The 21705-nt window shown below is 42.9% G+C and carries 17 protein-coding genes; 7 read left to right on the forward strand and 10 right to left on the reverse strand.

Features of this window, described 5'->3' with window-relative positions; all coding sequences use genetic code 11:
* Positions 1 to 13: 13 nt before the first annotated feature.
* Positions 14 to 910, reverse strand: coding sequence for a MaoC family dehydratase (locus tag RTL34_RS04540; protein WP_312114916.1), 897 nt, complete (start codon positions 908 to 910; stop codon positions 14 to 16).
* Positions 911 to 1182: 272 nt separating this feature from the next.
* Positions 1183 to 2565: a 3-oxoacyl-ACP reductase gene (locus RTL34_RS04545; RefSeq protein ID WP_312114918.1), complete on the reverse strand. Its 1383-nt coding sequence runs from the start codon at positions 2563 to 2565 to the stop codon at positions 1183 to 1185.
* A 349-nt stretch (positions 2566 to 2914) separates the two neighbouring features.
* On the opposite strand from RTL34_RS04545, the gene RTL34_RS04550 reads away from it, so the two are divergent.
* The gene (locus tag RTL34_RS04550) at positions 2915 to 4228 is read left to right on the forward strand and encodes an acetyl-CoA C-acetyltransferase (protein WP_312114920.1); all 1314 of its coding nucleotides are present in this window, start codon (positions 2915 to 2917) and stop codon (positions 4226 to 4228) included.
* Between the two features lie 134 nt (positions 4229 to 4362).
* Here the strand turns inward: RTL34_RS04550 and RTL34_RS04555 are convergent, their stop codons facing one another.
* The gene (locus tag RTL34_RS04555; RefSeq protein ID WP_219331352.1) at positions 4363 to 4653 is read right to left on the reverse strand and encodes a YeaC family protein; all 291 of its coding nucleotides are present in this window, start codon (positions 4651 to 4653) and stop codon (positions 4363 to 4365) included.
* 357 nt (positions 4654 to 5010) lie between these two features.
* On the opposite strand from RTL34_RS04555, the gene RTL34_RS04560 reads away from it, so the two are divergent.
* Positions 5011 to 6963 (forward strand): Lnb N-terminal periplasmic domain-containing protein, encoded by a 1953-nt coding sequence (locus tag RTL34_RS04560; RefSeq protein WP_312114923.1) that lies wholly within the window; start codon positions 5011 to 5013, stop codon positions 6961 to 6963.
* A gap of 36 nt (positions 6964 to 6999) precedes the next feature.
* Here RTL34_RS04560 and RTL34_RS04565 read toward each other — a convergent pair whose 3' ends face one another.
* The 4 genes from RTL34_RS04565 to RTL34_RS04580 form a co-directional block, all read right to left on the reverse strand.
* Positions 7000 to 7956, reverse strand: a complete 957-nt coding sequence (locus RTL34_RS04565; protein WP_312114925.1) for an AEC family transporter — start codon at positions 7954 to 7956, stop codon at positions 7000 to 7002.
* A gap of 83 nt (positions 7957 to 8039) precedes the next feature.
* Positions 8040 to 9926: a tRNA uridine-5-carboxymethylaminomethyl(34) synthesis enzyme MnmG gene (gene mnmG / locus RTL34_RS04570; protein ID WP_312114927.1), complete on the reverse strand. Its 1887-nt coding sequence runs from the start codon at positions 9924 to 9926 to the stop codon at positions 8040 to 8042.
* A 191-nt stretch (positions 9927 to 10117) separates the two neighbouring features.
* On the reverse strand, positions 10118 to 10402 hold the full coding sequence (locus RTL34_RS04575) for a hypothetical protein (RefSeq protein ID WP_159676396.1): 285 nt from the start codon (positions 10400 to 10402) through the stop codon (positions 10118 to 10120).
* Between the two features lie 167 nt (positions 10403 to 10569).
* Complete coding sequence (locus tag RTL34_RS04580) at positions 10570 to 11502, reverse strand: DUF3025 domain-containing protein (protein WP_312114931.1); 933 nt, start codon at positions 11500 to 11502, stop codon at positions 10570 to 10572.
* A 334-nt stretch (positions 11503 to 11836) separates the two neighbouring features.
* Here RTL34_RS04580 and RTL34_RS04585 point away from each other — a divergent pair, with 334 nt between their 5' ends.
* Entirely contained in the window at positions 11837 to 12781 is a 945-nt protein-coding gene (locus RTL34_RS04585) for an RDD family protein (RefSeq protein WP_312114933.1), read from the forward strand.
* Here RTL34_RS04585 and RTL34_RS04590 read toward each other — a convergent pair.
* The gene (locus tag RTL34_RS04590) at positions 12778 to 13416 is read right to left on the reverse strand and encodes a class I SAM-dependent methyltransferase (RefSeq protein ID WP_312114935.1); all 639 of its coding nucleotides are present in this window, start codon (positions 13414 to 13416) and stop codon (positions 12778 to 12780) included. The genes RTL34_RS04585 and RTL34_RS04590 overlap by 4 nt on opposite strands.
* Positions 13417 to 13506: 90 nt before the next feature.
* On the opposite strand from RTL34_RS04590, the gene RTL34_RS04595 reads away from it, so the two are divergent.
* The 3 genes from RTL34_RS04595 (at position 13507) to RTL34_RS04605 (ending at position 16041) form a co-directional block, all read left to right on the forward strand.
* Positions 13507 to 13719, forward strand: coding sequence for a DNA gyrase inhibitor YacG (locus tag RTL34_RS04595; protein ID WP_040404327.1), 213 nt, complete (start codon positions 13507 to 13509; stop codon positions 13717 to 13719).
* A gap of 65 nt (positions 13720 to 13784) precedes the next feature.
* Positions 13785 to 14969: an aspartate aminotransferase family protein gene (locus RTL34_RS04600; RefSeq protein WP_312114941.1), complete on the forward strand. Its 1185-nt coding sequence runs from the start codon at positions 13785 to 13787 to the stop codon at positions 14967 to 14969.
* Between the two features lie 139 nt (positions 14970 to 15108).
* Positions 15109 to 16041, forward strand: a complete 933-nt coding sequence (locus RTL34_RS04605; protein ID WP_312114944.1) for a manganese-dependent inorganic pyrophosphatase — start codon at positions 15109 to 15111, stop codon at positions 16039 to 16041.
* 63 nt (positions 16042 to 16104) lie between these two features.
* Here the strand turns inward: RTL34_RS04605 and RTL34_RS04610 are convergent, their stop codons facing one another.
* Positions 16105 to 17076: a TerC family protein gene (locus RTL34_RS04610; RefSeq protein ID WP_224054865.1), complete on the reverse strand. Its 972-nt coding sequence runs from the start codon at positions 17074 to 17076 to the stop codon at positions 16105 to 16107.
* A 435-nt stretch (positions 17077 to 17511) separates the two neighbouring features.
* On the opposite strand from RTL34_RS04610, the gene dinB reads away from it, so the two are divergent.
* The gene (gene dinB, locus RTL34_RS04615; RefSeq protein ID WP_312114946.1) at positions 17512 to 18567 is read left to right on the forward strand and encodes a DNA polymerase IV; all 1056 of its coding nucleotides are present in this window, start codon (positions 17512 to 17514) and stop codon (positions 18565 to 18567) included.
* 162 nt (positions 18568 to 18729) lie between these two features.
* On the opposite strand, the gene acnB is transcribed toward dinB, so the two are convergent.
* Positions 18730 to 21330, reverse strand: coding sequence for a bifunctional aconitate hydratase 2/2-methylisocitrate dehydratase (acnB, locus tag RTL34_RS04620; protein WP_312114948.1), 2601 nt, complete (start codon positions 21328 to 21330; stop codon positions 18730 to 18732).
* Positions 21331 to 21705 lie beyond the last annotated feature (375 nt).

A 21705-nucleotide genomic window follows, 5' to 3' on the forward strand; every position in this document is an offset into this window, starting at 1 on the left:
TTTTTTATCGCTATTATTTAGCCTGCGCTTGGGTGATTTTCCCTATCAAATTGGCTTTTGGTGTAGTAGCATCATACACACCAAAATCCACTTGCTCGTCACGATTATCAAATTTTGCGATAAACTCTACTTCAGAGGGCAAAAAAATCGGCAATTTAAACGTCACATCACAGGTAAAGCTCTCTGGCAAATCACCCAACGCACCCAAGCATTTGGCTTTTGTCCACATACCATGGGCAATGGCTTTTGGAAAACCAAATGCCTTGGCGGATAAAGGATGCAAATGAATCAGATTAAAATCCCCAGAGATAAACGCATAGCGACGCCCGATATCTTCAGGAATTTCCCAAAATTCATGCATATCATTACTATCAAGTGTGGGCTTGGGTTCTACTTGCGTCGTCGATGCTTTGTGAGTCGTTTTTTTGCTTTTTTGGCGTGATAAATACGTCGAAGTCCCTTCCCACACCAGCTCATCTTTTTCAAAAACTTTAGTCACAAAATCAAACTGCTTACCACGATCATGGTCGCGCAGGTTAGCAAAGCTCACCGCCATTTTAAAAATTGCGCTATCTTTAATGCGCCGATATTGGGTAACACTGTTTTGCACATGAATCAAGCCGAGCATGGCAAAGGGAAATGGCTCTTTGACCATCATGTTCATCTGTAACGACTGCGACAGCACCGCAAAATACGTCGGCGGCACGTAGCTATTGTTTTCAAAACCACAAATTCTGCGGTAATCGGCTAAGTTATCATGGTCGATTTCAAGCGTATTGACGCTATAAGTAGCATTGGGCAGCACCGCATTGGCTGATTTGTCTTGGTCGCCGATGGGTAAAAAACTTTTGATAATATTGGCATAGGTGGTGTGCGGCTTTGGCAAACGACTAAAATTTTGGTCTGACATACAGACTGTCCTTACTTTTTTACTTTTTAAGCTTGAGCCAAAAAATGGCTGTTTGATTAGATAGTGTTCGGGTATATTCCATTACTTTTCATTACCGTCAGATCTCAAAATCTGAGAACTTAGTTTATTATAATCGAATGTCACAATCTAATTGTTGATTTTTTGCATAAAGCTTAGTTTAAGTTTGACTTAGAAAAAATACTTAGAAAAAATAATGAAAAAAAATCAGTAGCGATATTTTCGATACTGATTTTTTTTCAGCCCGTCAATAATTACGCACCCAACACACTTTGACCACAGACGCGGACAATGTTGCCATTGACGCCGCCCGATGCAGGGCAAGCCAGCCAAGCAATGGTCTCAGCCACATCAATCGGCAAACCGCCTTGGCTCATTGAGTTCATCCTGCGACCTGCTTCTCGAATCGCAAAAGGTATGGCAGCCGTCATTTGGGTTTCGATAAATCCTGGCGCTACCGCGTTAATGGTAATACCATTCTTTAATGTAGGCGCAGTCGCTTGTACCGCGCCAATCACGCCAGCTTTGCTCATGGCATAATTGGTCTGTCCCAAATTGCCGGCAATACCGCTAATGGATGATACACATACAATTCTCGCGTTTTCATTGAAACTGTCATGACTGAGCAGATAATCATCAATTTTTTCTTCCGCATTGAGATTGACGTTCATGACGGCATCCCACATGTTATCATCCATTTTTGCCAATGTCTTGTCACGCGTTATGCCTGCATTGTGGACAATACCATCTAAGCCGCCACGCTTAGCTGCCGCTGCGGCTATTTTTTCGCCAGCATCGTCGGCGGTGATATCTAATGTTAAGGTAGAGCCGCCTATCTCACCTGCTACTTTTTGCAAGTCCGATTGCTGTGCAGCCACATCGACACAGATGACATGTGCGCCATCACGCGACAATACCTTTGCGATGGCTTCGCCAATACCTCGGCTCGCGCCAGTCACCACCAGTGTTTTACCTTTTAAGGGCTTTTGCCAATCGACCGTGACTGGGTTGCCTTCACCCACTCTGACCACTTGACCTGACACATACGCAGAACGCGGTGAGGCAAAAAAACGTAAAGTAGATTCAAGGTTCTGCGCCGCATTTGGGTCTACATAGATAAGCTGGCTTGTGATACCGCGCTTAAATTCTTTACCGACGGATTTGACAAACCCTTCTAAAGCACGCTGAGCTGCTGCCTGTGCGATACTGGTGCATTTTTCTGGTGGCAAGCCAATGACGATAACCCGACCTGAGCGGTCAATCGAACGCGCAATCGGATGGAAGAAGTTGTAAACTTGTTTTAGCTCATGGGTTGTTTTGATACCTGAAGCATCGAAAATTGCCACTTTAAAATACTGATTCGCGCCAAACTGCTCGGCTTCAATCTGTGCATTTTGTAAAGCATCACGCGCTGACTCATTGGCGTCTAGATAGACATCGGCTTGCACATTGGCTAATACTTTGGCGATGTCATTTGCCAGGACAGCGTTTTCACTAGCCCCAAAAATGACACTGCCTGTCACGGGTGCTTGACCGTCTTTGTAACGCTCAAGGTTAATTGGCATCGGTAAACCCAAATTTTGGGCAATCTTACGTCCCAATGGATTTTGAACGAATTCTGAATAATGGTCTGACATAAGGACTCCTTTGAATAGTTAATTTTGCTTAGGCTATTAGATAAGACTGAATTAAAAAGTGAGTTAAACACTCAATTAAACACAGCTGCTAAACATAGATACTGTGTAAATTTTATACCAATCAAACAACATTGAACAGTCATATCAAATAAAATTTTATTGGTTTTGTTCATTTATATAAATTATCGTTATATATATAACTTTAGGCGATATTTTTGTCTGCGTTTTATGGTAACATCACTGCAACTTAAAAAGTTTAGTTATTTTTAAAAGATTTAGTTATTTTTAAAAAGTTATTTGGTTTAAATTTATCTCAATTATTTAATTGATTGCTCAAAAGGATTTTTCTATGGACAATTTTCAACACCCAACTCAACAGCCTGCTGGCAAAAAGGTCGCTATTTTAGGTGGCAACCGTATTCCTTTCGCCCGCTCAAATGGTCAATATACCAATGTCAGCAACTCTGAAATGTTGACAGCTGCGCTTAATGGCTTGGTGGAACGCTATAACTTACAAGATAAACGATTGGGTGAAGTGGTGGCGGGCGCGGTCATTAAATTAAGCCGTGATATCAATCTCACCCGTGAATGCGTGTTAAGCACGGCGTTAAGTCCACAAACACCTGCTTATGATGTGTCACAGGCGTGTGGTACTGGACTACAAGCGGCTTTCGCGGTGAGCAATAAAATCGCCTTGGGGCTGATTGATTCAGGGATTGCAGGCGGTGTGGACACCACCTCTGATGCCCCTTTAGGCATTGGTGATGGGCTTCGTAAAGCGCTGTTAAAACTTAATAATGCCAAAACCAATAAAGATCGCTTGCAAGCGTTATTAAGCATTAACCCAAAAGACTTGATTGATGCACCGCAAAATGGTGAACCTCGTACCAAATTATCAATGGGTGAGCACCAAGCCATCACCGCACTTGAATGGGCAATCACCCGTGAAGCACAAGATGAGTTTACCTTTAATAGTCATAAAAACTTGGCGCGTGCGTACGATGAGGGTTTTTTTGATGATTTAATCACGCCATTTAAGGGTTTAACACGCGACAATAATCTACGTCCTGATATTTCGTTAGAAAAATTGGCGTCATTAAAACCTGTATTTGGTAAGAAAAATGCCAACCCAACCATGACGGCGGGCAACTCAACACCGTTGACCGATGGCGCATCTTGTGTGTTATTAGGGACAGATGAGTGGGCTGCAGCGAATGGATTAAAACCGCTTGCTTATCTCACCTACCAAGAAACCGCTGCAGTTGATTTTACAGGTAAAAAAGGTGTTAAAGAAGGCTTATTGATGGCACCTGCCTATGCTGTGCCACGTATGTTGGAACGTGCAGGCTTAACGCTGCAAGATTTTGATTATTATGAAATTCACGAAGCATTTGCTTCACAGGTATTGTCTACGCTTGCTGCATGGGAAGACGAAAGTTTTTGTAAAGAGCGCTTAGATCTTGATAAACCACTTGGCGCGATTGACCGCAGTAAACTCAACGTAAATGGCTCATCACTTGCTGCAGGGCATCCGTTTGCCGCAACCGGTGGTCGCATTCTTGCCAGCACCGCTAAACTACTGGATCAAAAAGGCTCGGGTCGTGCGCTGATTTCTATCTGTGCGGCGGGCGGACAAGGTGTGGTCGCCATTTTAGAAAAATAATCAACTAGCTAATACCAAGTACTTATACTTAAGTACTTATACCTAAGTAGTTAAGTATTCAAATAATTGATAAATAAGTACTTAAAAAAATAGTGTAAAAAAGGCGAGATAATGAACTCGCCTTTTTTTATCGCCTAACTAAATTTAATCGGTTTTTCACCGTCCTCGTCCTGCGGTTTATTTGGGTAGTGATGATCATGACCGATATCACAGTCTTCTGCCGCTTTTTTGGGTCGATGAATATAGCCAGTACGCTCTTCTACAACCAAAAACTCATGCTCCCACACCATCACCGCTTGCATACAAGTTTGACGCTGTTCTTCCGTCAACTTTCGACCATCTTCCCATTTGCCAAGCGAAATCGCTTGACGAAATTTTTCAACAATTTCAGGCGTTAACGCTGATAAAATCGCTTGTTTATCCATGACTGAATTGTCCTTATACCCTTTAATAAATCACAATAGTTTAAAAAAATTTTGCTAAATAATTAAAAAATTATAGCAAATTAAGCGGATAAAATCTATTTGGCAAGTTGTCTTATAGCCAGATAGCTGCCTACAATGGCGTGATTACAAATTGGGCAATGTTAATTTGCACACAGATATTATATGCTTTGCTTATCAAAAGTTGTGAAAACTTACCTTATAAAAATTTACCTTATAAAATAGAGCACCGCTATGAACTCTCTCAAATACAGCTATCATCAACACGCTGTAACCCGTGTTTTTAATCAAAAGAAAATAGTTTTTAATCAAAAGAAAATAGCTTTTAATCAAAAGCAGTTGGCTCAAGCAGCCTTTGTATTAAGCCTAATATTCGCTCAACATTATGCGTTAGCAGCGCCTTTATCCAATGTCTCGCCTGCACCAGCTCAGCAATTTTTGTCAGATACAGCCCTATCTACGCCGACGCCTACTGCCGCTACCCAAGCACTGCAAACGGCATTGACATCAGCCCATGAGCAAAACTTAGCGGCGCAAAAAGCGTGGCTGCGGTTGTTGTATTATCCTGAAACAGTCACCACAAAACGGCCCTTTGAAAGTCGGGTCAACAATCGTTTTAACCCACAAGCGAGCCAAAGACAATTTTTTGCTAGCGCGCAAGGTGCCAAAAATCCCCAAGCAGAACTTGACGAAATGCTCACACAGTTATTTCACCCAAGCGAAAAAAATAATGCCTCTGTCCAATGTCGCTTTCCCGCTCGTACACAGTGGCTCATTGAAAACTTAGCCATCGATACCTCAAGCCTACCCAATCAGCATTGTGATGCACTCGATTCATGGCTACAAAAAATCAATCCCCAATCCGTCTCATTAATTTTTGCCAGTGAGTATTTAGATAGCCCACCGTCTGCATTTGCCCATAGTTTTTTGCGATTTGATAATGCCGACCTTAGCAATCAATACTATTTGAACTTCACGCCGAAAGTCACCGACGGTGAGCATTTTTTAAAATTTGCTTACAAATCTAGTATCGGTGGCAATGCGGGCGAATTTACCATGACCAATTATCAGCAAGGTATCAAAGAATATTTGCAAGATAATGGGCGCAACGTATGGCAATATCAGCTCAATCTTACTGATAAACAAGTTAAACAACTTGCCTATCGAACTTGGGAAATCAAAGACCAAAACTTGCCTTATTATCTGTTATCCGATAATTGCGCCTCTGAAATTTTGGTGTTACTAAATTCTATTTTTCCCGATAAAAATTTTTTAGTGACTGACTCCCCAATGATTTCCCCCGCCCAAGTGGTACGCATGTTAAATCGCGAAAATTTGATTCGCTCTACCAATTTTAGTCCTTCAACACCGACTATCGTGCAAGCGCAATTAAATGCCCGCAACACGGCAAATCATCCCAAGGCTTTTAACAATCCCCATCAAGATATAGCGTTAAGTTCTCAGATATTGCCTAGCCGCGACAATCCTGAACTGGCTAATCCTTTAAGTCGATTTGATATCGGAGTTAGTCAGCAGTCGTTTGACAGGGTCAGTGGACGACCTAAGTTAGACAGTAACCAGGCTATCACTTTAAATTACCGCATGGTGTATCGTGATGCGTTGGATAAAATTGATGGCTATCCCATAGGCTCACAACTGACGGCATTGAGTATGGGTCTTAGCATCCATGACAACGCCGACCATCAAGATACCGTGCAACTTGAGCAACTAGGATTATTTGATGTGCGTTCATTGCATCCGATTAATAGCGCAAAAAAAGGTATTTCATGGGGTGGTAATATTGGTTTACAGCGAGTCTTTGATGGTATCAAGGGTGCCAGCAGTAGCAACAAAGATGACCGCAGCGCTACAGACAATCATTTGGTCGCAAATATCAGCGGTGAATTTGGTAAAAGCGTAGCACTAGGTAGCGCCGCCCCAAACACAGGCGATATGCCCGCCAATATTTGCTATGCCTTGGGCACTCTTGCAGCGCAGTTTGGTAAGGGCTTATATCATGGTTATCGTGCTGGGCTTGGCGTCAATATTGGATGCAATGCAGAATTGCGTCCAAATTGGCGTGCGATATCGGAATTAAACCTGCCGTTTTGGTTAAGTGGCGATAGTGATAATGAAAGCTATTGGCAGCCCAAACTCAGTATTGGTAGTCAATATGATATCAATCAAACCAATGCGATTCGGGTCACCGCTAGCCGCGAATGGTTGCCGAAGTCCGACAGTATCGATAACGTTGATGAAGTTGCCCTAAAATGGCTACACTATTTTGAATAATCTACTTCGAATAATCTATGCCTAGCCAATTTTGCGCTACGCCAAGCCAAAATGGCGCAACAATGCCATGCCGATGGCTAGACTAAACATAGAAAAAACGGTGGTAAATCCTAAAATATTGGCCGCTAATATTTCATTGCCCCCCATGCTGCGAGCCATCACATAACTGGCAGCAGCAACAGGCGATGTTACCATAATAAACATCACGCCCATTTGTATCGGTGATAACTGCATCAAGCCACCCACCACAACCGCTGTGATAGGCGCCACGATGATTCGACCGATGCTAGCCTGCATAGACACGCCTGTCATATTGAGCATCGACTTGATATCGAGTGTCGCGCCTGCACAAATCAAAGCCAACGGTAACGCTACCGCCGCCAATAACTCGCCTGTTTTGATGATAAATTCAGGCGGCATCGGCAGCTGCAATAACTTATAAGCAAACGCCGATACCAACGCAATAATTAACGGATTTTGCCCGATTTTTTTGGTCATGGTGATGGCTTTTTTAACCATGCCTTGGCTGTTGTTGTCATTTCTGCTTAGGCTAATCACAGACAACACATTATACACAATGGTTAAAAGACCCATATAAACCGCACCGATACTAACGCCTTGGCTACCATAGGCGTTGGTCACAGTCGCCAGTCCCATAATTGCCATGTTACTGCGAAAGACGCCTTGTACAAACACACCTTTATCACGGCTATTTTTGACAAAAAAATAAGCAAATAGCTCACCGAGAAAAAATAGCCCAAAAGTGACCATCAATCCCGATTTAATCAAATCGACCTGCTCCGCAAAATGAATGTCACTTTTTAGAATACTAAAAAACAGCAAACATGGCAGGCAATAGTTAAAAACCATATCAGAGGCGATTTCAACAAACGACTGGTTGATGGTTTGTTTTTTTTGCATCATCACCCCCAATAACATCAGTAAGATATTGGGCAAGGTAATTTTTAGCGCAAAGAGGAACGCAGTTAGCATAATAATTTTTTTGAGTAGAAAATAAAAAAGTCCCAAGTATGGCACATACCAATACCATGGGACTTATGTAGCATGGTCTAAAGTTAAGAGCTTAGCACTTCACGCGCTTTTTTGCTTTTTTTAATCATCATTGCCAAAAGTTGTACCGCAGCTGGCGTGACACCGCTAATGCGACTGGCTTGGGCAAGCGTGGTTGGGCGCACTTTTTCAAGTTTTTGCACAATTTCATTGGAAAGCCCAGAGATATCATGATAAGTAAAATCTTCTGGAATGAGCGTGTGTTCAAGTTTTTTCATCTGACCGATTTCAACTTGCTGACGATCGATATAACCGGCGTATTTGACACCAATTTCAATTTGCTCACCCACTTCAGCAGATACGGAAGATTGGGTCAATTCGCTAATATCATCAAATGACACATTCGGACGTTTTAACAAATCCAGCGCGTTATTCTCTTTGGTCAGTACTTCGCCGGTTTTATCGATAAATGATTGACCTAGCGTATTAGTGGGCGTTGCCCAAAGCGAGCGCAAACGTGCGGTTTCTTGCTCAATCGCTGTCATTTTATCGCTATACACTTGCCAGCGTGCATCGTCCACCAGTCCTAAATCACGACCAATTTCTGTCAAGCGTTGATCGGCATTGTCTTCACGCAGCAGTAGACGGTATTCGGCACGACTGGTAAACATACGGTACGGCTCTTTGGTACCATTTGTGATGAGATCATCTACCAACACACCGATATAGGCTTGGTCGCGGCGCGGTGTCCAAGCATCCAGTCCTTGGGTGCGACGGGCTGCATTTAACCCAGCTAAGATACCCTGCGCAGCGGCTTCTTCATACCCTGTCGTTCCATTGATTTGACCGGCAAAAAATAGGTTATCAATAGATTTGGTCTCAAGGCTTGGTTTAAGATTTTGTGGGTCAAAATAATCGTATTCAATTGCGTAGCCAGGACGCAAGATGTGCGCATTTTCCAGCCCTTTCATCGAGCGGACTAAAGCCAACTGAATATCAAATGGTAAACTCGTTGAAATCCCATTGGGATAAAGTTCATGGGTGGTCAATCCTTCAGGCTCAATAAAAATCTGATGGCTGTCTTTATCCGCAAATCGATGAATTTTATCTTCAATCGATGGGCAATAACGGGGACCAATGCCTTCAATCACCCCTGAATACATGGGTGAGCGATCCAGCCCACTGCGGATAATGTCATGGGTGCGTTCATTGGTATGGGTGATATAGCAGTTGATTTGGCGCGGATGCATGGACACATCGCCCAAATACGACATGACGGGCAGTGGTGTATCCCCTGGCTGCACGGTCATGACACTAAAATCAACCGTGCGCGCATCAATGCGTGGTGGCGTGCCTGTTTTGAGACGTCCAACCGGCAGCTTGAGTTCACGCAATCTATCTGCCAAACGGATAGAAGGCGGATCGCCTGCACGTCCACCTTTGTGGTTTTCTAACCCAATATGAATAGTACCACCTAAAAAAGTGCCAGAGGTCAACACCACTGCCCCGCAAGCAAATTCAATCCCTGATTGGGTAACCACGGCTACGGCTTTGCCGTTTTCAACCAAAATATCATCCGCCGCTTGTTGGAAAATATCCAAGTTTGGCTGATTCTCTAAGGTATGGCGAATCGCCGCTTTATATAAAATACGGTCTGCTTGCGCACGTGTAGCACGGACAGCGGCACCTTTACGGCTATTTAACACACGAAACTGAATCCCTGCTTTGTCAGTGGCAAGCGCCATAGCGCCGCCCAACGCATCGACTTCACGCACCAAATGCGACTTGCCAATCCCGCCTATCGCAGGATTACAGCTCATCTGTCCCAAGGTTTCAATATTATGCGTAAGTAGAAGCGTCTGCTGACCCATGCGTGCAGCAGCTAGCGCCGCTTCTGTGCCAGCATGACCGCCACCAATCACAATTACGTCGTAGATTTTAGGGTATTTCATCGTGTCACCCATGATTCGCTTGTCAATAAAAACTGACAATTATACCATGCTTAGACGGCTATCGATTATTTTTTTATCAATGCCAATCATTGAGCGTTTAGGGTGATACTTTGCTTTAATAATTACCAACAACATGACGAAAAAAATCCAAGTTATTCGGCTTGGATTTTGATTGATTCGCGGATTTATAGTTATTGTGAATCGATTTGGCTATCGCGGATGATTAGTAATTCATCTTTTAGACTTGTGACTTTAAGTTCGTTGCCATCATTAAACACTTGGATATTAGCGCCTTTGCTATCTTTATAATCTTTGTGACGACGAAAGTTGTGCTCAATTTCAAAACGAACCACCGTCTCAAGCAATGATTGCAATTCTACTAAGGTATAATGTTCCCATTGAATTTCAAGATGAGGGGCTAATTTACCTGTAATCATACGAACTTTATTATCAATTTTGACGACTTTGGTGGTCATGCCGATGCTCCAATATTTTTATTAGTAATTATGAGTTTCATCAATAAATGGACTGGATGAACTAGAAATTGCTTTAATGCTAACGGATTAACCGGCTTTTATCAAGCAAGATTCATAGACTGGGTAATCACCCCCAACCACTCTAGCCACGGTTATAAATTTTCTGGTCACTGGTGTAATGAGTCATGTAATGAAAAAATAGGCGCGCTAAAAGCTCTTGGACGCCTGAAAACAGCCTCATCTTGATAAAATATTGGTATCACATTGTCATCACTATAGCCAGGGATACCCATCACAGGTAACGGCTGAAAGCTTTTGGATGATAGCTTAACTCCATTCTCCGTCAAATCTGGCATTGCCAGTTGTCTAAACATCCTAGCAATTGCGGTATCAAGCTGGTTTCTCTGACTGGCTATAGATTGCTCAAACCAACCCTCATCTACTAAAATCAGCAAGGTATGACTGGTGATATTTTTTCTTGGGTTAACTAATTTTTCAAGCAGGGCATGACCAAATGGAAAAAAGGCAATGGTACGATGTTGACCCAACCAATTTGCTCTATGCGTGACTAAAGCCGCTTGCCATTTAAAGGCTTGTAACTGTTCAAGCAATAGTTTATCTGAACTCACCACAATGCCGCCATTTTCATCAAATACCGTTAACGCATTACGCAGCGCTGTTCTGGCGTTATGAATACCATGTTGCAAAATATCTTTGGCATGAAGTTCGTTAAATACCGCTTTAGCCTGCGGAAAATTCAGCCAAATTAAACCGTTCAGCAAATCATGGTGATTGTCACGGGTTGGAATTTTCCCTGTGTTGGCAATAAAACTCTCATAAGCCTCACTCTCAGGCAAACACGCTTGCTCCACAAAGCGAATGGGTAATTTTTCAAAATTGACTATACGGCTGGCGTTTATATCCTCATATCTATCCAAACAAGCATTCAAATTTTCAACAATATTGATAGCAGGGGCATGACTATGTGTTGAATGAGTATGTTTTGCCTCAAGCTTGGGAAAATTCGGAAAATAAGTCAAATAGTGATACCAAGGTTTATCAAAATAAATGATGGCGTTGGTGGGATGAGTCGCTGACATAAATACAATCTGACAATATAAGAACAAGTATAAGAATAAGAAAAATAATCGTAGGCTGAACCAAAAATATTAGCACACTAGCACACTTTTGGTTAACCCCATGATAGATAATTACCACCTACCAATCGTTACCAGCCAATCATTACCAGCCAAGCATAGCTAATGGTTTAGATACTGTTGACCTCAATCCATAAGGATATCGCAATTTTTTGAATAACATGCCTTGTATAACCTGTTTTGCATAATAAGCGATTTTTAGCACGATGTTGCAAAACATCATATAATAAGATACAGTCATTCAAATTTTACCACCCAGTAGAAGTAGAGTTATTACATGCATATTTTTCTAGCTCGCAACAATGTGCAAGCCGGCCCCTATACCCTTGAACAACTCAATCAAATGCTTGCGACAGGGCAAGTGTTACTCACTGATTTGATGTGGCATCAAGGGATGGATAACTGGAACACAGTCAATGCGATGACGGATGGGCAATTTTTTTACCGTCCAACGATGGATGAAAGCTTGCCAGGAAATACCCACCAACGTGAGCAGCTACCATCTAACGAAGCAGATTATATTATTAACAACACGCCTAATCCTATATCGCCTTCAGAAGACTCTGAGAATGTTTGGGATCGGTATTCAGCGAATAATCCGCACAAATCCCCTAACCCTACCAAGGTCACATTGAGCAAGAAACTTGGCTCGAAGCAAGACATTGCCCATGCCAAAAAACAGTTAGACCTTGCCAGCATCGGTAGTCGTATCGCAGCAAAATTGGTAGATACCCTGCTTATGGTATTGGCGTCGTCGCCCCTGTTTATCTCCCTATATAACAGCCCAAATTTTGATAAATTACTCAAATGGGCAGAAGCAGGACAAACCCGCTTGACGTCTGCCCAGCAGATGGAACTCATGTCAGCGTTACCTGAGCATATATTGTTGTTGACCAATATTTTGGTATGGGGCTTAATGATTGCGCAAGTCCTATTATTGATGCGCCGTGGTCAGACTATCGGTAAGATGATAATGGGCATACGTATTTTGGATCGCCAATCCAATGCCATTCCCAGATTTTTTAACTTAATCATTATGCGTGGGTTATTTACCACATTGGCTTACTCTTTATCGATTTTTGGTTTGGTTGTGTTAGTTATTGATTTGGTCATGATGCTCACCAGCAAAAAGCGATTAAGCTTACATGATAAAATCGCCAAAACTTATGTGGTACGTGCCGATGACACCCAAACCACGCCCCTTGCATTAAAACCTGACTAAAGTGAATTAAAATCATCAAACCGTGTGGTATAACCATGCGGTTTTTTTATGCTCAGTTGCCAACAGGCCTCGCCACGCGCTAGGTATTTCACCTCAAAATGCGTGCGTTCACTATGATTGGGTACTTGGGTTTTCTCCACCGGCACTTGCCAAACTGTCTGTGCTTTAAGCTCGGCTTCATCAATATAACTTTCAATATTACTGGCAAGTATAAGCTCGCCACCTGGTTTTAACCGAGACAGCAACCACTCAAAAAACGGCATGTTAAGCCAGCGTTGGTTGGGGTTATGCGGCTCTGGATTGGGGTAAAGAATAAACACCCCTGACAAGCTTTGCGCGGGCACAGCATGGGTGACCCAAGCAATGGCATCAGCATGAATAGTCGTTAAATTAGACAACTTGGCTTGATTCGCCATTTTTTGCATGGCTTGATATTTTTCTGCGGTACGTTCAATCGCAATGAGATGGGCATTGGCATTATCGCTGGCAAAACTCAAGGCATGCTTGCCTTTACCTGCACCGATTTCAACAAAAATGGCGGGTTGCTGCCAAAATGTTGCGGCAAGTGGCTGAAAATCTCTGGGATGACGGATACGATCGGGTTGAAACGGTCTGGTAAATTGATGACTTAGCATGAACAGTCGCTTGATTCGCCCAAAAAAAAGGATTTATAGTATACTATGGCAAATAATCCGATACACTATTTTTAAGAATACCTTTTGTTTATGTCTAAAACCGAGCCCACCCCATCAAATGCACCTGTCAAAACTTACCCCTGTCCGCGCTGCGGCAAACCCACCGTTTGGGCAGATAACCCCACCAAGCCATTTTGCAGTGCACGCTGTAAACTCATTGACTTAGGCGCTTGGGCGAATGAAGACTATAAAGTCGGTGCAGAAGACACCCCGTTTAGTGACGAATTAGACGCTTTTAAATAACGTAGATTTGATTGGTTAGTAATTGCGCTAACTATGATTCGCTAACTAGGATTAAAGGAATCCCCATGAGCTCTTATTTACTTCCCACCTATAAACGCCAGCCCATTAGCTTTGTCAAAGGTCAAGGTAGTTACCTTTATACCGCTGACGCAACGCCGTATTTGGATGCGTTAACAGGGATTGCTGTCTGTGGCCTGGGGCATTGTCATCCGCGTATCACTGCCGCGATTGCCGATCAAACCGCAACGCTTGTGCATACCAGCAATCTTTTTGGTATTGATTGGCAAGAGCGCGCGGGTGAAAAGTTATGCCAAGTCGCAGGCATGGATAAAGTATTTTTTGCCAATAGCGGTGCCGAGGCCAACGAAGCGGCATTAAAAATGGCGCGACTGTTTGCATCAAATCGTGGGCAAACCCAAGCCAAAGTGATTGTGATGGAAAAATCGTTTCATGGACGCACCCTATTGACCGTATCCGCCACTGCAAATCCGATGGCTAGAGCTGGATTTTTTACCTTAGATGAGGATTTTATTCGTGTGCCTTTTGGGGATATTGAAGCGATTAACCAAGCGATTGCCGATAATGACAATGTTTGCGCTGTGATGCTTGAGCCTATCCAAGGTGAAAGTGGCGTCAATACCGCTGCCAATGGCTTTGATTTTTTAACCCAAGTTCGCAAAGTTTGCGATGACCATGACTTATTAATGATTTTAGATGAAGTGCAAACGGGCAATGGTCGTACGGGGCGATACTTCGCTTATCAATATTCATCCATCAAACCTGATATTTTGACCACAGCAAAAGGATTGGGGAATGGTTTTCCTGTGGGTGCGTGCATGACCAGCGCAAAAGCCAATGATATTTTTAGCTATGGCTCACACGGCTCAACGTATGGTGGTACGCCGCTTGCTTGCCGTGTGGTTAGCGAAGTGATTGATGTCATTGATGATGAAAATATGATGGCAACTACCCTGAGCAATAGCGCGGCATTAATAGAGCAAATCACCAGTGAGCTGGGTAACCAAGGGGTTACTGTACGCGGAAAAGGCATGATGCTAGGGGTGGTGATGCCACAGGATAGCGGCATTGCATTTGATACCTTGGTCGATAAAGCGCGTGACAATCATCATCTAATCATCAATGTGGCAGGCGGTAATGCCATCCGGTTATTGCCACCGCTCAACATGAATGCCGATGAAACCGCCCAAATCGGTGAGCGCCTCATTCACCTTATCCAATCAGCCATGTAGTTTTTTTGCACTTAATGGTGCACTTAATAGTAAAGTTAGCCGATTAGTCAATATCGGCTTTTTCATCGCAAACTTGCCAGTCAACCGTTTGATTTTGACAAGGTGATATAATAGCTGTGTTTTATATTGGGGTAATTTTATGACAACCATTGCTGTTTTTGGGCACAAAAAACCAGATACCGATGCTATCGTATCCGCCATCGTCATGACCTATTGGCTCAATCAACAAGGTATAGATGCCAAAAGTTACCGCTTAGATAATATCAATCAAGAAACCAAATTTTTAATTGAACTTGCTAAAGTCCGATTACCAGAATTACTCACTCATCTTGAGCCTGACCAACCCGCTGCTTTAGTCGATCATAACGAAAGCCAGCAATCGATTGCCAATCTAGCAGACGCCCATATTTGTTACCTTGTCGACCATCATAAACTCGGTGATTTAACCACTGCCGAACCTGCCTATATTCGTTTTGAGCCTGTCGGCTCTACCAGCACCATTTTATATCAAATGTTAAAGGAAAGAAATTTGCTGATTTCTCAGCAAATGGCAACATTGATGGCAGGTGCAATCATATCTGATACGCTTAATCTGACAGGTCCTACCACTACAGACAGTGACAAGCAAGCGTTACAAGCAGTCATCCACCTTGCAGGGATTCACGATATAAACAGCTTTGCCAATCAATTATTCGATGCAAAAAGCAATATCAGCGACTTAACGGATGATGCGTTAGTCACTACCGATTATAAACAGTTTATTTTCTCAAATAAAAAATGGGCAATCGCTAGTATCGAAACTGTTAAACCTGATGTGGTGTTGTCGCGCATTGAGGGCATCCAACAAGCCAGTGAACTAATCCGCCAAAGAGATGGCTTGGATTATATGCTAGTTATTATTGTTGATATTTTAAAACAGCAATCTTGGGCGGTTGGTAGCAACGATGCACAAAATGAAATCATTGAGCAAGCATTTGATACCAGACTCAATGATAAACTGCTTGATTTAGGTAACTTGGTCAGCCGAAAAAAACAATTTGTGCCTACTTTAGAAGCATTTTATGCCAAATAGTCAGTTTTTAATCCACAAAAAAGGGCTAAATTGTTAGCCCTTTTTTATATTCAAAAATATTTTTTATGCTTCAACTTTACCCAAATTTGGAAACTTTACCGATAAAATCGCTGTCACTGTTAGTACGGCGGCAATAAAGCCTAACGAGATAGCCATCGGCACATGGAACACATCAAGCAGTAGCATTTTAGCACCAATAAACACCAAGATGACACTAAGCGCATAAGGCAATAAATGGAATTTATCCGCCAAACCCGATAACAAGAAGAACATCGCCCGTAGACCCAAAATAGCCAGCAAGTTTGCCGTCAAAACAATAAACGGGTCGGTAGTGACCGCAAAAATTGCAGGAATCGAATCCACCGCAAAAATCACATCGGACAATTCAACCAAGATAAGCACCACCGCTAATGGGGTAAAATACTTAACGCCATTTTTCACCAACACAAACCGCTCTTGACCTGATGCATCATGGCTGTCATCGCTGATTTTCAGATGTTTTTGTAAAAACTTATATAAGCCTGACTGCTTCGGATCTTCTTGCTCATCGTGGTTTTGCCACATTTTTACACCCGTGTACAGCAAAAATGCGCCAAAAATATATAAAATCCAGCTAAACTCCGTGACAAGCCAAGCCCCTGCAAAAATCATCACCGTACGCATGACAATCGCACCAATCACCCCGTACAGTAAAATCTTCCGTTGCATCGCAGGCGACACCGCAAACGCCGCAAAGATCATCAACCATACAAAGACGTTATCAATGGCGAGGGATTTTTCCAGTAAATATCCTGTAAAAAACTCGCCTACTTTTTGAGTGGCGATAGCACCGCCAAAATTTTGTGATAGATACCACCATAGACCGCCTGCAAACAGCACAGACACGCCCACCCAAATGGCACTCCAAATACCCGCTTGTTTCATCGAAACCGCTTCACCATTTTTTGGGGTTTTAAAGGTAAAAAAATCAACCAATAATAGTATTGCTACGATAGCAAAGAACACAGCATACAGCATGGGACTGCCAATGCTCATGGGTTCTGTCATTTGATTCACTGCTGCAAGTAACATTATCGCTCCTTAGTATGCATTTACAAACTATGGCTGGCAATAAGTCAAAGGATTTTGGGAAATGCTAAGCACAAAAAAACCTTGACTCACACCGACCAAATATGTGGTTGTGTTAAGTCAAGGTCTGGCTTACTATTTGATAATTAGCTCAATATATGGCTAAAAAATAGCTGATTTACCGGTAAGCGGCTACTTACGTAATGACGATAAATCACAAACTGCTGAAGTGAGAAGTTACTCCCCTTGATAGCGATAATGTAGCAGATTAACGACGACTTATCAATTGAATTTATCAATCAGTACGTTTTGAATTTATTGTTTAAATTAGCTAGCGTATTAAGCGTTTAGACAGTTAATTAAATACTTCCCCCATACAGTTAGGATGGTAAACTAACAACCATGCGTAAAATTATTCATATCGATATGGATGCGTTCTTTGCCAGTGTTGAGCAACGGGATAATCCTGAGTTACAAGGTAAACCATTGGTGGTTGGCGGTGATCCCAATGGGCGCGGTGTCGTCGCAGCAGCAAGTTATGAGATACGCAAGTTTGGTGTGCATTCTGCCATGTCATGCTATCGAGCCCGCCAACTGTGCCCCCAAGCAATTTTTGTCAAACCACGCTTTGAGGTGTATCGTGAAGTTAGTGAGCAAATTCGTGCCATCATGCACCAATATACGCTACTGGTCGAACCTTTATCACTCGATGAGGCGTATCTGGATGTGACCGATAGCCCGTATGAAAAAAATTCTGCGACGCTAATCGCCAATCGCATTCGCCAACAGATTTTGCGACAAACGCAATTGACCGCTTCAGCAGGCGTGTCTTATAACAAAATGCTTGCCAAAATCGCGTCAGATTTAAATAAACCCAACGGTATCGCGGTGATTACACCCGAGCAAGGATTGGACTTTATCGCCAATTTACCGGTAAAAAAATTTCACGGGATTGGCAAAGCCACCGTCAAAATGTTGCATGACATGGGTATATTTACAGGATTGGATTTACGCAATACCCCAGCGGACGTATTAAAACAACACTTTGGCAAACGGGGTGATTTCTTTCACCAGATTGCCCACGGTATTGATAATCGAGAGGTTAAAGCTGAGCGCAACCATAAATCTGTCGGTTCTGAGACAACGTTTGTGCACAATACCATGGATGATAAAGTCATTGTGGCTGCCCTGTATCGCGAAAATAGCCAAGCGTTTAAAGATTTACAAAAAAAGCAGCGTAAAGCCCGCACCATCACCATTAAAATTAAATACAGCGATTTTAGTGTGATTACCCGTTCTCATAGTATTTCCTCCCACTTCGAGAAAGAATCCGATGCCCATTATTGGATTCAATGGCTATATGAACATACCCCAAAACTTTTACCTGTACGTTTGGTTGGGGTGACTTATTCAAATTTGTTGCAAGCTGAAGCCTCGCCACAGATGCCATTACTCTAAACCACTATAAGCCAAATTTTGCCAAGATATTTTTTAGCTAAACGTTCAAAAAATTTTATGTAAATGCTAACAACAGCAAAACCCTGCTATATTGCAGGGTCTTACTTTATTGTTATCCTATTTAAGTAAAATTAGATGAGCCTAACTTTAATCTAACGATGGTTAGGTAAGCTGTGCTACGTTAATTTTATTTGCTTCTTCAGTATATTCGCTCATACGGTCGAAGTTTAAGTATTTGTAGATATCAGCTGACATGCTGTTGAGCTTACCAGCATATTGTTGGTATTCTTCATTGGTAGGAAGTCTACCAAGTACCGCAGCCACCGACGCCAACTCTGCAGAAGCCAAGTACACGTTGGCACCTTGACCTAAACGGTTCGGGAAGTTACGTGTCGAAGTTGATACGGCGGTTGATTTTGGTGCGATACGCGCTTGGTTACCCATACACAGTGAACAACCCGGCATTTCAGTACGTGCGCCCGCTTGTGCATAGACATTGTATAGACCTTCATCCATCAATTGGCGTGCATCCATTTTAGTGGGTGGTGCAATCCATAGACGCGTGCTTAAGCTACCCGCAGGTACTTCTTTTAACAACGCGCCCGCTGCACGGAAGTGACCGATGTTGGTCATACATGAACCGATGAATACTTCATCAATCTTGTCGCCGGCAACGTCTGCCAAGGTTTTGGCATCATCTGGGTCGTTTGGACAGCAAAGAATCGGTTCTTTGATGGCGCTCATATCGATAGTGATGTCAGCAGCATATTCTGCATCTGCATCAGCACGTAATAATGTTGGGTTGGCAAGCCAGCTTTCCATACCTTTGATACGGCGTGCAATGGTACGGGCATCGCCATAACCTTCAGAAATCATCCATTTGAGTAGGGTGATGTTTGACGTTAGGTATTCTTTTACTGATTCTTCAGACAGGGTGATAGTACAACCTGCGGCTGAACGTTCGGCAGAGGCATCTGATAATTCGAATGCTTGTTCAACGGTTAAGTCTTCTAAACCTTCGATTTCTAAGATACGGCCGTTAAATACGTTTTTCTTACCGGCTTTCTCAACGGTCAATAAACCTTCTTTGATGGCTTGGTAAGGAATCGCGTGTACCAAGTCACGCAAGGTGATACCAGGCTGCATTTCACCGACAAAACGCACACGAACTGATTCTGGCATATCTAATGGCATCACACCGGTTGCTGCAGCAAACGCCACTAGACCTGAACCTGCTGGGAACGAAATACCCATTGGGAAGCGCGTATGTGAGTCACCACCCGTACCAACGGTATCAGGCAATAGCATACGGTTTAACCATGAGTGAATAATACCATCACCTGGACGTAATGATACACCGCCACGGTTCATGATAAAGTCAGGAAGTGTGTGCTGAGTTTCTACGTCGATTGGTTTTGGATAAGCTGCCGTATGACAGAATGATTGCATGACCAAATCTGCAGAGAAGCCTAAACAAGCCAAGTCTTTTAATTCGTCACGGGTCATAGGACCTGTGGTATCTTGCGAACCCACGGTGGTCATTTTTGGTTCACAGTAGGCACCAGGACGAATACCTTCTACGCCACAAGCTTTACCGACCATTTTTTGCGCTAAAGTATAGCCTTTACCAGTGTCGACAGGTTGTTCTGGTTTTGCAAAAATGTCAGACGCGCCTAAACCTAGATATTCACGGGCTTTGTTGGTTAAGCCGCGACCTACGATCAATGGAATACGACCGCCGGCACGCACTTCATCAAGCAGCGTTGGTGATTTTAATTCAAAAGTTGCAATCACTTCGTCAGAATCATGTTTGGTGATTTTGCCGTCATGTGGGTAGATATCAAATACATCACCCATGTTAAGTTTGCTAACATCCACTTCGATAGGTAATGAGCCCGCATCTTCCATGGTGTTGAAGAAAATCGGTGCGATTTTACCACCCAATACCAGACCGCCGGCACGTTTGTTTGGCACGCCTTGGATATCATCACCCATTAACCACAATACCGAGTTGGTCGCTGATTTACGGCTTGAACCGGTACCAACCACGTCACCCACATATGCCAATGGAATACCGTCTTTTTTCATCTCTTCGATTTGTTTCATCGGACCAATCACGCCGTCTTGGTCTGGCACAATACCTTCACGCGCATTTTTTAACATGGCTAATGCGTGAAGTGGGATGTCTGGGCGTGACCATGCATCTTGTGCAGGTGACAAATCATCAGTGTTGGTTTCACCGGTGACTTTGAAGGTTTTGTAAGTGGCTTTTTTTGGCACTTCTGGACGGCTGGTGAACCATTCGGCGTTTGCCCAAGATTGTAATACCTCTTTGGCCACTTCATTACCCGCTTCCGCTTTTTCAGTGACATCATTAAAGGCATCAAATACCAGTAAGGTTTTTTTCAGCGCGTCGCCAGCAGCTTTCGCCAATTCTTTGTCGTCTAATGCTTGAATTAATGGTTCAACGTTGTAGCCACCTTGCATATGACCCAGTAACTCAATCGCTTTTAGTTTTGAAATCAGGGGAGAAGTGGTTTCACCTTTAACGATGGCCGCTAGAAATGCCGCTTTAACATAAGCTGCTTGGTCAACCCCAGGTGGAATACGGTTTTCTAATAAGTCTACAAGTGTCGCTTCTTCACCCGCCGGTGGATTTTTTAATAGTTCAACCAAATCAGCCGTTTGCTGTTCGTTAAGTGGCTGTGGCACAATACCCTGTGCCGCACGATTTTCGACGTGTTTACGATAGTTCTCTAGCATGAATCGTCCTCATAGTCATGTAAGATTATTGTGTTAACCATGCGTCTGCAAGCCCTCTTCACAACACAGTTGAATTTTGAAATGGCTACTAGCCAGCATGGCTTTGGCTAAAAAATTTAACCCTTCTAATATACTTGAAATGTGATGAAATGTTAATGAGAAAATACGTTTTTGTTAACATAGCCATTATTTTTTAAAAAAATAGCCCAATAATTTTTAATAAATGCGTTTGAGCCGATTATGGCTTTTTTTACTCTGATGCAAAATAACTTTGGCTGTGTAATTTAAACAACAAAGCTTATCCCAAAATAGTTTAAATTCGTCAGCCTAGATTTCTGTTATAATAACCCCCTAAAATCTGCTAAATGAATTCAA

It is taken from the genome of Moraxella sp. CTOTU47915, from assembly GCF_031986685.1.
Classification (GTDB): Bacteria; Pseudomonadota; Gammaproteobacteria; order Pseudomonadales; family Moraxellaceae; genus Faucicola; species Faucicola tetraodonis.

Coding starts and splice junctions, on each gene's coding strand:
- RTL34_RS04540 (WP_312114916.1), bottom strand. CDS start 910: ATGTCAGACCAAAATTTTAGTCGTTTGCCAAAGCCGCACACCACCTAT.
- RTL34_RS04545 (WP_312114918.1), bottom strand. CDS start 2,565: ATGTCAGACCATTATTCAGAATTCGTTCAAAATCCATTGGGACGTAAG.
- RTL34_RS04550 (WP_312114920.1), top strand. CDS start 2,915: ATGGACAATTTTCAACACCCAACTCAACAGCCTGCTGGCAAAAAGGTC.
- RTL34_RS04555 (WP_219331352.1), bottom strand. CDS start 4,653: ATGGATAAACAAGCGATTTTATCAGCGTTAACGCCTGAAATTGTTGAA.
- RTL34_RS04565 (WP_312114925.1), bottom strand. CDS start 7,956: ATGCTAACTGCGTTCCTCTTTGCGCTAAAAATTACCTTGCCCAATATC.
- mnmG (WP_312114927.1), bottom strand. CDS start 9,926: ATGAAATACCCTAAAATCTACGACGTAATTGTGATTGGTGGCGGTCAT.
- RTL34_RS04575 (WP_159676396.1), bottom strand. CDS start 10,402: ATGACCACCAAAGTCGTCAAAATTGATAATAAAGTTCGTATGATTACA.
- RTL34_RS04580 (WP_312114931.1), bottom strand. CDS start 11,502: ATGTCAGCGACTCATCCCACCAACGCCATCATTTATTTTGATAAACCT.
- RTL34_RS04585 (WP_312114933.1), top strand. CDS start 11,837: ATGCATATTTTTCTAGCTCGCAACAATGTGCAAGCCGGCCCCTATACC.
- RTL34_RS04590 (WP_312114935.1), bottom strand. CDS start 13,416: ATGCTAAGTCATCAATTTACCAGACCGTTTCAACCCGATCGTATCCGT.
- RTL34_RS04595 (WP_040404327.1), top strand. CDS start 13,507: ATGTCTAAAACCGAGCCCACCCCATCAAATGCACCTGTCAAAACTTAC.
- RTL34_RS04600 (WP_312114941.1), top strand. CDS start 13,785: ATGAGCTCTTATTTACTTCCCACCTATAAACGCCAGCCCATTAGCTTT.
- RTL34_RS04605 (WP_312114944.1), top strand. CDS start 15,109: ATGACAACCATTGCTGTTTTTGGGCACAAAAAACCAGATACCGATGCT.
- RTL34_RS04610 (WP_224054865.1), bottom strand. CDS start 17,076: ATGAGCATTGGCAGTCCCATGCTGTATGCTGTGTTCTTTGCTATCGTA.
- dinB (WP_312114946.1), top strand. CDS start 17,512: ATGCGTAAAATTATTCATATCGATATGGATGCGTTCTTTGCCAGTGTT.
- acnB (WP_312114948.1), bottom strand. CDS start 21,330: ATGCTAGAGAACTATCGTAAACACGTCGAAAATCGTGCGGCACAGGGT.